Raw genomic sequence first — 9247 nt, forward strand, 5'->3', positions numbered from 1 at the left:
TTACTAATGCTGGTCAGTGCGTTTTCAGGTAAAGACGCCATACTTCGGGCCTATAACGAGGCAGTGAAAGAAGGCTATCGATTCTTCAGTTATGGCGATGCCATGTGGCTGACCCGAAAAGCCTGAAAAAGAAAGTCGAACGTCGGGCTTGAAAAAGTCCGGACCCGTTCCCACTTTAAAAGCTGGTTAAATTTTGGAAATGAGTCAGATGAATGCAGTCTGCTGTGTCATCTGAATTGAGAGGCTCATGAGTAGAGAAGAGTGCTTCATGCAGTTCGAAGGTCTGGCCACTGATGGTGAAGCTCGGCGTGGACGGCTGACCTTTCCCCGCGGCTCGGTTGAAACGCCCTGTTTTATGCCCGTTGGCACCTACGGCACTGTTAAAGGCATGATGCCCAGGGATATTGCCGACACCGGAGCGGAGATCATTCTCGGGAATACGTTCCATCTGATGCTGCGTCCCGGTACCGAGATTATTCGAGAGCATGGGGATCTGCACGATTTCAATCAATGGCAGGGGCCAATTCTGACAGACTCGGGTGGTTTTCAGGTATTCAGCCTGGGAAAATTGCGCAAGATTACTGAAGAGGGGGTTTCATTCAAGTCGCCTGTGGATGGTTCCCCGGTATTCCTGAGTCCGGAAGTGTCCATGCAGGTTCAGCGTGAGCTGGGTTCTGATATTGTCATGATCTTTGATGAATGTACCGATGGCGAAGCCACAGAAAAAGAAGCAGAAGAGTCTATGGAGTTGTCTCTTCGCTGGGCAAAGCGATCCAGAGAGGCTCACGGCTACAGTCCTTCAGCCCTGTTTGGCATTATCCAGGGTGGTATGTTTGAGCATCTGCGTGATCGTTCCCTGGAGGGGCTGACCGAGATCGGCTTTGATGGTTATGCCATTGGTGGTCTTTCTGTGGGTGAAACCAAGGAAGACATGATGCGCATTCTGTCACACATCACCAATAAAGTTCCTGAAGGCCATCCCCGTTACCTGATGGGTGTGGGCAAGCCAGAGGATATTGTTGAAGCCGTGCGTCGTGGGGTGGATATGTTTGACTGTGTGATGCCGACCCGAAATGCCCGAAATGGTCATCTCTTTGTGGATGAGGGTGTCATTAAAATTCGCAACGCCGTTCATAAGCGGGATAACCGGCCATTGGAAGAAAGTTGCGACTGCTATACTTGCCAGAATTTCAGTCGCTCCTATCTGCATCATCTGGACAAATGTGGTGAGATTTTGGGTTCTATGCTCAATACAATCCACAATCTTCGCTACTACCAGAGGGTCATGACAGGTTTGCGAGACGCCATTGAACAAGGTAAATTGGATAACTTTGTCGAAGAGTTCTACCAAAAGCGTGGTCAACCAGTACCGTTATTGTGAGGTGGGTACGGCCCTGTTTTTGTTGTAACGGAATTTAACTGTGTATTGTTTTTAAGGAGTATCTGAATGATCCCATTCATCAGTCCGGCATTTGCTGAAGCGGCTGGCTCAGCCCCTGCGGGTCCTGGCATGTACGGTCAGCTGATCATGCTGGGAGGTTTTGTACTGATTTTCTGGTTGTTGATCTGGCGCCCGCAGTCCAAGCGTGCCAAGGAACACAAAAACCTGCTCAGCAACCTGTCTAAGGGGGATGAGGTCGTCACCACTGGTGGTATCGTTGGCAAGGTCATGAACACTACGGATGAGTTTATTACCCTTAAGGTTGCCGAGAATATCGAGCTGAATTTCCAAAAATCTTCAGTGGCTGCTTCTCTGCCCAAGGGTACTATTAAAGCCATTCAGTAGCAGCCATGAGCTAATTAAGAGCCATGTTTTAAAGAAATAATTTTTCTGCATCGCCGATGATGAAAAATTTTTCATGATAAAAAGCGCGACCGGAAATCGAGGATGGTTTCCGGTTATTTCTGGAGAAACGGACTTTGCCTGAGTATCAGGGAGAGTTTTTGTTCCTTGAACAGGCTCCTGATCCAGGCATTTAATATATAGAACAGGAACCGGTGGGCCATGCTCAATCGATATCCGCTGTGGAAGTACCTGCTGATTGCAATCATCGTTGCCCTTGGCTTTGTGTACGCTCTGCCCAACTTGTACCCCGATGATCCTGCTATTCAGATATCGGGCGCCAGTTCAACAGAAACCATGAATGCTGGTGTGCAGGGTAAGGCACAAGAAGCGCTGACCAAGGCCAATATTGAGGTCAAGGCCAGTGATAACAAAAATGATGCCTTGTTGATTCGACTGAAGCATGCTGATCAACAGCAGTTGGCTAAGTCGGTGATTAAGGATGCGCTGGGCGATGATTATATTGTAGCGCTCAATCTGGCACCGACGACACCGGAATGGCTGACTTCTATGGGGGCTTATCCCATGAAACTGGGTCTGGATTTGTCCGGCGGTGTGCACTTCCAACTGGAGGTAGATACGGAGCGGGCCGTTAAGACCAAGCTGGATATTTCCAATACCGAAATTCGCACGCTGCTGCGCAAGGAAAGACTGCGCTATCGCACTATGCCTGAGCGTGCTGACGGTGCCCGCCAACTGGCATTTCTGGATGAAGCGACTCGTGACAAAGCCGAGCGTCTTATCAAGCGTGAGTTTCCTGATCTGCTGGTAGAGGCAGAAGATCTGGGAGAGCGTCATGCTGTTTCCTATCGTTATTCCGAACAGTACATCCGTGAACTGGAAGATTATGCGGTTAAGCAAAACCTGACGACGGTTCGAAACCGTGTTAACGAGCTGGGTGTTTCTGAGCCTCTGGTGCAGCGTCAGGGACGAAACAGTATCGTTGTTGAGCTTCCCGGTGTTCAGGATACCGCAGAAGCCAAGCGTATTCTCGGTAAAACCGCTAACCTTGAGTTCCGTCTTGAGGCGCTGCCCAATGCTCCCCAAAGCACTACAGAGACGTTCGATTATCAGGGGCGCACCGTTAATCTGGAGCGCGACATTATTATTACCGGTGAGCGTGTTTCCAGTGCCCAGTCCAACTTTGATACCGAAAGTGGACAGCCTCAGGTAAACATTAGTCTGGACAGTACCGGCGGTAAGAAGATGAATAACGCCACCCGGAATAATATCGGGCGCAGCATGGCGGTCATCTTCATTGAGCAGAAGCCTGTGACCCGAAGTGAGACCCGTGAAATTGACGGAAAATCTGTCAAGGTTAAGGTGCCTGGTTTCCGTGAAGAAAAACGAGTGATCAGTCTGGCCACTATTCAGTCAGCGCTGGGTAACCAGTTCCGTATTACCGGCCTTGATTCGTCCAGTGAAGCCTCTGAGCTGGCTTTGTTGCTCAGAGCAGGTTCACTGGCAGCGCCTATGTACTTTGTGGAAGAGCGCACAGTCGGTCCAAGCCTGGGTGCCGAGAATATTAAAATGGGGCTGGACTCTACTCTGATGGGGCTTGGTCTGGTCGTTATGTTCATGGTGGTGGTCTACCGGGTGTTTGGTTTGCTGGCGAATATTGCCCTGACCATAAACCTGATGTTGCTGATTGCTGTCATGAGTATCTTTGGCGCTACCCTGACCATGCCTGGTATTGCCGGTATCGTTCTGACGCTGGGTATGGCAGTGGATGCCAACGTGCTGGTGTTCTCGCGTATTCGGGAAGAGATTAAGCTGGGGCGTCCGGTGCAGCGTGCGATTCATGATGGTTATGACCGTGCTTTTGTATCGATCTTTGACGGTAATATTACCACGCTTTTGGTGGGCCTCATTCTCTTTGCCGTCGGAACCGGTCCAATCAAGGGCTTCGCTGTGACTCTGTCTATCGGTATCGTCACATCCATGTTCACCGCGATTATGGTGACCCGCTCACTGGTGAATCTGGTGTACGGCGGTCGTCGTGATCTGAAGAAACTGAGCATCTGAGGTGGTCTCAATGGCAGATAAGAAAGCAGCCCAGAGCGATAAAGTAGCCCTGAGCTATAAAACCATTAATTTTATGAAGTTGCGAACCTACGCAACCATTCTTTCCGTTGTCATGATCGTGGGCTCCCTGGCTTCTCTGGCTACCAAGGGAATCAACTGGGGGCTGGATTTTACGGGGGGTACCCTGATTGAGCTGGTTTATGATCAGCCAGCGAACACGGAAGAGATTCGTAACCAGCTGGGTGAGGCCGGTTATAGTGATGCCGTTGTTCAGGAGTTCGGTTCTGTGCGTGATATTCTGGTTCGTATCCCCGGTGATGATCCGGCTCTGGGTCATAATATTGCCAAGCTTCTGGACCAGAATCACGATGGTAGTGTTGTCGTCAAGCGAGTAGAGTTTGTTGGTCCTCAGGTGGGTGAGCGACTGAGAGAGCAGGGGGGGCTGGGTATGTTGATGGCCCTGGGGCTGGTGATGCTTTATATCGCTTTCCGATTCCAGTTCAAGTTCTCTGTTGGTGCCGTTCTGGCGCTGACTCATGACACTATTATTGTCTTGGGGTTGTTCTCCTTTCTGCAGTTGCAGTTTGACCTCACAGTTCTGGCGGCGATACTGGCGGTCATTGGTTACTCCTTGAACGATACCATTATTGTGTACGACAGAATTCGTGAAAACTTCAGGAAACTGCGAAAGGGGGGTGCTGATGAAATCATCAATGTATCCCTGACCCAGACACTGGGTAGGACATTGGCCACTTCTGGTACAACCTTGATGGTGTTGCTCTCACTTTTCCTGTTTGGTGGAGAGATGATCAATGGTTTTGCCACAGCCCTGATTGTGGGTATTGGTGTGGGTACTTATTCCTCCATCTATATTGCGTCTAACCTGCTGATTTACATGAAGATCAGTCGTGAAGACTTGATTGTTCCTGTTAAGGAAGACGATGCTGATCACAGACCCTGATGGTTGTCTTTATCAAGTCTTTTTATGGAGACTCCTGTTAGCCTGATGAAAAACCGGCCTGTAAAAAGGTCGGTTTTTTTGTGGTGCGCCAAGTATGGCGCTGTTCGAGTATGCGTGTTGGCGGCTGGATGGCTTCGAGCTGAAAGTCCACTATCAGACCGGCAGCATTTGCTCTTTTTCTCGGGCATTGATGCTCATAGGAACCGAATTAGCGTTTGGGGCGTTATCTGCAACTGTCTGCCTGTGGGCGAAATGGTCGGGACGCCAGATGATGGATGGAGCGATGATCGTGGTCAGCTCTATTGTGGTGGGCTTTCATTCAGATAGGAGTAGTTTGTGATTTAATAAATCAGTGATTCTCCCATGTTGAGGTGTCAGTATGCTGAGTCAGAATAATACTGCTCTGGTCATTGTTGATGTTCAAGGTAAGCTTGCCACATTGATGTATAAGCAGGAAAAAATGCATGATGCGCTGGTGAAAATGATCAAAGGGGCTCAAAAGCTTGAGTTGCCTGTTTTCTGGCTGGAGCAGCTGCCCGAAAAACTTGGACGAACGACTCCCGAGGTTGCCGATGAGTTGGAAGGTGTCTCTCCTATAGCTAAGGCATCATTCAGTGCCTGTGGGCAGAAGACGTTTATGGACTCGCTCAAGGCTTCAGGAAAAACACAAATTCTGTTGGCAGGTATTGAGGCTCACATATGTGTCTATCAAACGGCTCTGGATTTAATGGCTTCGGGTTATGAAGTTGAAGTAGTGGTAGATGCGACATCCTCCAGATCAGAGCATAGCAAGCGACTGGCGTTAGACAAGTTGGCGCGCATGGGGGTTGAGATGACCAATGTTGAAATGTCACTGTTTGAACTGATGAGAACAGCAAAGTGCGATGTTTTTCGAGATGTGGCTAAACTGGTGAAGTGATTTTGCCTCACAAGTGAGCCCTACCCCAAGAAGGGTAAGGCTCTGGTAGATCAGCGTCCCATATTGTCATGGGCAAATGGGCGAATGCGCTGCAGTACTTCTTTGAAGCACTTGGGGTTGGCGGCGACGACCTGCCCCTTGTCAAGGAAGTCGTGTCTACCGTTAAAATCGCTGCACAGACCGCCGGCTTCCTGAATCAGCAGTATGCCGGCCGCCATATCGTATTTCTGCAGGCCGAATTCCCAGAAAGCATCCAGACGGCCGCAGGCCACGTAGGCCAGATCCAGTGCGGCAGCACCAGCACGACGAATGCCAGCTGTATCGCCCAGCAGGGAGCGCATCATGTTCAGGTAGCCATCCAGATGGTTCAGGTGGTTGCCCGAGAATGGAATGCCAGTACCGATTAAAGCGCCTTCAAGGCTCTTGCGACTGCTCACGCGAATGCGTTTGCTGTTCAGTGTGGCGCCTTGTCCACGGCTGGCACAAAATGCTTCGTCGCGAATGGGGTCGAGCACAACAGCGTGTTCAATGCGGCCACGGAACTGACAGGCGATGGAAATAGCAAAAGTAGGAATGCCACGGATGAAGTTGGTAGTGCCGTCCAGTGGATCAATGATCCAGAGGTAGTCCTTGCCTTCATCTTTTCCTTCAATAATTCCGGACTCTTCGCCAAAGAATCCGTGGTCGGGGTACGCCTTCTTTAAAGCGCCTATAATGACTTTCTCGGAAGCTTTGTCTACTTCAGTGACAAAGTCGTTCCGGTCTTTTGCCTGCACCTTGAGGCTCTCGAGGTCCTGGTGGGCGTGAAGGATAATTTCGGCGGCTGAGCGAGCTGCTCGCAAGGCCATATTCACCATGGGTTGCATAGGCTGGACTACGTCTGACTGTGAAAGATCAAAATGCTGACCGAGGGGGTCGGCAGCCTGGTACTGGTACAGACTGGTTTCCTTCTCCGGAATCATAAAGCTCCGGTTGCTGGGCCAGTGACTGGGAAAACAGGCGGTGGAGTATAGCAGTGTTATTTGTGGTTAGGAACCTTTCGATGTGTTTCTGTGCAGTATCTGTTTAACGATGATGCTCAGGATGAGGGTACGGGTTGTTATCAGTTTTTCGGTTACGGCTAATAGAGACTTCGCTCTCGTGGCTGTCAGTCATTGTTTGGGTTACACTCCCCGATTGGATTGTTTGCATCATAAAATTCGTCCGCTACAAAATTTGGATGCGTTTTATGGTTCTTGATGAGCTTTTGGCTCCTTTTGTGGTTCAAACGAGATATTCCCCAGTGAGTGACGCAGTCGCAATTGAGCCATTGGTGCTCGACAATATTTCCATTATTCTGATCAATACCACTCATCCGGGTAATATCGGAGCGGCGGCAAGGGCTATGAAGACCATGGGGCTCAGCAAGCTGGTGTTGGTAGAGCCGCAGGAATTTCCCTCAGGTAAGGCTGATGCACTGGCATCCGGAGCTGATGATCTGCTGGTCAATGCCCGAGTGGTCAGGACTTTGGAAGAGGCGGTGGCGGACTGCCACTTTGTGGTAGGTACCAGTGCCAGAGTCAGAGGGGTGTCACTGCCTCTTGTGGATCCACGTGCCTGTGCTAACCAGATTCTTTGTGAAGCAAGTTCAGGGGATATTGCTCTGGTTTTTGGCAGGGAAGATCGTGGAATGACTAATGAAGAGTTACAGATGTGTCATCTACAGGTGCATGTCCCCACCAATCCAGATTTTAGCTCTCTGAACCTCGGAGCCGCTGTTCAGGTGATGACTTATGAATTAAGAATGGCATGGCTGGCCATCACCCGGGGCGAGGTGCCGCTGCCTTCACCGAGAACCCATGATCTGGCATCTCAGGATGATGTGGAGCGTTTCTATGAACATTTGTATAAGACGCTGGTACAAATTGGCTTTCTTGAGCACAGCAGTCATGAGAAGATCATGGCTAAGCTCAGGCGGATGTACGGTCGCATTCGTCCAGACCGCGTCGAGCTGAGTATTCTGAGAGGTATTTTGTCAGAGACCGGAAAGTTTGCCGGTTGTGGTGATAGGGCCGGAAATATTCAAAAGAAGTAAGAGTGAAGATTCAAAAATAACAGTAGTTACTAGATAACAAGTGACGTATTGACCCATGCTAAAACGTTTAAAAGAAGACATAAGAACGGTCATGGAGCGTGATCCGGCTGCTCGGAGCACCTTTGAGGTTCTTACCAACTATCCGGGGCTTCATGCTTTGTTGTTGCATCGTGCAGCGCATAAGATCTGGAAATCTGGTTTCTGTTGGTTGGGTCGGTCACTGTCTACATTCAGTCGCTGGTTGACCGGCGTAGAAATACATCCTGGTGCCAGCATTGGTCGACGCTTCTTCATAGATCATGGGATGGGCGTGGTGATCGGTGAGACAGCCATCATTCATGATGATGTGACTCTTTACCATGGTGTGACGCTGGGAGGAACTTCACCCAACAGGGGGAAAAAACACCCTTCCAATCAGGGTAAACGTCACCCGACGCTTATGCGGGGTGTTGTGGTCGGTGCTGGTGCCAAGGTGCTCGGTCCCTTTGTTGTGGGCGCAAATGCCAAAATTGGTTCTAATTCAGTGGTAGTCCGTGAAGTGCCTGAAGGTGCGACCGTGGTGGGCATACCGGGGCGTATCGTCAAAAAGCGCGAAGAAGTGGACAGTCGGCGCCAGAAAATGGCTGAAAAAATTGGTTTTGATGCTTACGCAGTTACCGAAGATATGCCCGACCCTACGGCAAATGCAATATCTGTCATGTTGGATCATATGCAGGCAGTGGATGGCCGTATAGAGGCACTCTGTACCACACTTAGGGAGCTTGGGCTTGATTGCGGTGACAAGCAGCTGCCTGAATTAAGGGAAGAAGACTTTGCCAGCGTCAAATCCGATACCGAAGATGAGGCTTTCTCGACCCCATAATTTGCTTGGACGCAGAGCGCTGCTTGTATACAATAGCGTCGGCTTATAGGTCGCAGCACTTTTGTAGCACCCTTGAGTCGCATTTCTGGATGGTTGGGCAGTTGATTATTAAGCTAAATCGACTGCTTTAAAATTCCTGACTTAGTCTCTGTTTGATTCTTTTCTAATCCTTCCTGCTTTGGCTGGTTTAAGGCTAAAAGGGGGCTTTCACGCTATTATTTATAATACTTGACTAAATTACTAGGGTATTCCATAATCCGCACGAATACTGATCCTGTCGTGGTTTCTATACGTATGCAGGGTGAAGCGGCTGTCGGGACAGGCAGCAAATCAGTAGATCGGATTCTTTAGATAACACCGGCTCATGTCGGCTAGTTCGGAGATGGTGCCAGCATGCGATTAACAACGAAGGGGCGTTATGCCGTAACCGCTATGTTGGATCTGGCCCTTCATGCTGATGAAGGTACGGTGGCACTGGCTGATATTTCCGATCGCCAGGGTATTTCTCTGTCCTATCTGGAGCAGCTGTTCTCTCGTCTCCGTCGGGAAGATCTGGTCTGCAG

At 49.9% G+C, this 9247-nt stretch carries 11 protein-coding genes; 10 read left to right on the forward strand and 1 reads right to left on the reverse strand.

All coding sequences use genetic code 11. The annotated features are described in order from the left end of the window. The first annotated feature begins 6 nt into the window (after positions 1–6). The 7 genes from KDK16_RS10740 (at position 7) to KDK16_RS10770 (ending at position 5748) form a co-directional block, all read left to right on the forward strand. On the forward strand, positions 7–126 hold the full coding sequence (locus KDK16_RS10740) for an S-adenosylmethionine:tRNA ribosyltransferase-isomerase (RefSeq protein ID WP_373690982.1): 120 nt from the start codon (positions 7–9) through the stop codon (positions 124–126). Between the two features lie 142 nt (positions 127–268). Beyond that, positions 269–1381: a tRNA guanosine(34) transglycosylase Tgt gene (tgt, locus tag KDK16_RS10745; RefSeq protein ID WP_257276098.1), complete on the forward strand. Its 1113-nt coding sequence runs from the start codon at positions 269–271 to the stop codon at positions 1379–1381. A gap of 66 nt (positions 1382–1447) precedes the next feature. After that, a complete protein-coding gene (gene yajC, locus KDK16_RS10750) occupies positions 1448–1786 on the forward strand; it encodes a preprotein translocase subunit YajC (protein WP_257276090.1) in 339 nt (112 codons plus the stop codon). Between the two features lie 219 nt (positions 1787–2005). Continuing rightward, positions 2006–3868, forward strand: coding sequence for a protein translocase subunit SecD (secD, locus tag KDK16_RS10755; protein WP_257276091.1), 1863 nt, complete (start codon positions 2006–2008; stop codon positions 3866–3868). 10 nt (positions 3869–3878) lie between these two features. Beyond that, positions 3879–4829 (forward strand): protein translocase subunit SecF, encoded by a 951-nt coding sequence (gene secF, locus KDK16_RS10760; RefSeq protein ID WP_257276092.1) that lies wholly within the window; start codon positions 3879–3881, stop codon positions 4827–4829. A gap of 94 nt (positions 4830–4923) precedes the next feature. Beyond that, positions 4924–5169 (forward strand): hypothetical protein, encoded by a 246-nt coding sequence (locus tag KDK16_RS10765; protein WP_257276093.1) that lies wholly within the window; start codon positions 4924–4926, stop codon positions 5167–5169. Positions 5170–5208: 39 nt separating this feature from the next. Continuing rightward, a complete protein-coding gene (locus KDK16_RS10770) occupies positions 5209–5748 on the forward strand; it encodes an isochorismatase family protein (protein WP_257276094.1) in 540 nt (179 codons plus the stop codon). A 50-nt stretch (positions 5749–5798) separates the two neighbouring features. Here KDK16_RS10770 and KDK16_RS10775 read toward each other — a convergent pair whose 3' ends face one another. Beyond that, on the reverse strand, positions 5799–6710 hold the full coding sequence (locus tag KDK16_RS10775) for an inositol monophosphatase (protein WP_373690705.1): 912 nt from the start codon (positions 6708–6710) through the stop codon (positions 5799–5801). Between the two features lie 320 nt (positions 6711–7030). Here KDK16_RS10775 and trmJ point away from each other — a divergent pair, with 320 nt between their 5' ends. From trmJ to KDK16_RS10790, 3 genes are all read left to right on the forward strand, one after another. Continuing rightward, entirely contained in the window at positions 7031–7822 is a 792-nt protein-coding gene (trmJ, locus tag KDK16_RS10780) for a tRNA (cytosine(32)/uridine(32)-2'-O)-methyltransferase TrmJ (RefSeq protein ID WP_257276095.1), read from the forward strand. Between the two features lie 55 nt (positions 7823–7877). After that, positions 7878–8684, forward strand: a complete 807-nt coding sequence (gene cysE, locus KDK16_RS10785) for a serine O-acetyltransferase (RefSeq protein ID WP_257276096.1) — start codon at positions 7878–7880, stop codon at positions 8682–8684. Between the two features lie 393 nt (positions 8685–9077). After that, a partial coding sequence (locus tag KDK16_RS10790) for an Rrf2 family transcriptional regulator (RefSeq protein ID WP_257276100.1) occupies positions 9078–9247 on the forward strand: 170 nt, incomplete at its 3' end.

It is taken from the genome of Endozoicomonas sp. SESOKO4 (genome assembly GCF_024606275.1).

Coding starts and splice junctions, on each gene's coding strand:
- cysE (WP_257276096.1), top strand. CDS start 7,878: ATGCTAAAACGTTTAAAAGAAGACATAAGAACGGTCATGGAGCGTGAT.
- KDK16_RS10765 (WP_257276093.1), top strand. CDS start 4,924: ATGGCGCTGTTCGAGTATGCGTGTTGGCGGCTGGATGGCTTCGAGCTG.
- yajC (WP_257276090.1), top strand. CDS start 1,448: ATGATCCCATTCATCAGTCCGGCATTTGCTGAAGCGGCTGGCTCAGCC.
- KDK16_RS10770 (WP_257276094.1), top strand. CDS start 5,209: ATGCTGAGTCAGAATAATACTGCTCTGGTCATTGTTGATGTTCAAGGT.
- KDK16_RS10740 (WP_373690982.1), top strand. CDS start 7: ATGCTGGTCAGTGCGTTTTCAGGTAAAGACGCCATACTTCGGGCCTAT.
- secF (WP_257276092.1), top strand. CDS start 3,879: ATGGCAGATAAGAAAGCAGCCCAGAGCGATAAAGTAGCCCTGAGCTAT.
- KDK16_RS10775 (WP_373690705.1), bottom strand. CDS start 6,710: ATGATTCCGGAGAAGGAAACCAGTCTGTACCAGTACCAGGCTGCCGAC.
- tgt (WP_257276098.1), top strand. CDS start 269: ATGCAGTTCGAAGGTCTGGCCACTGATGGTGAAGCTCGGCGTGGACGG.
- secD (WP_257276091.1), top strand. CDS start 2,006: ATGCTCAATCGATATCCGCTGTGGAAGTACCTGCTGATTGCAATCATC.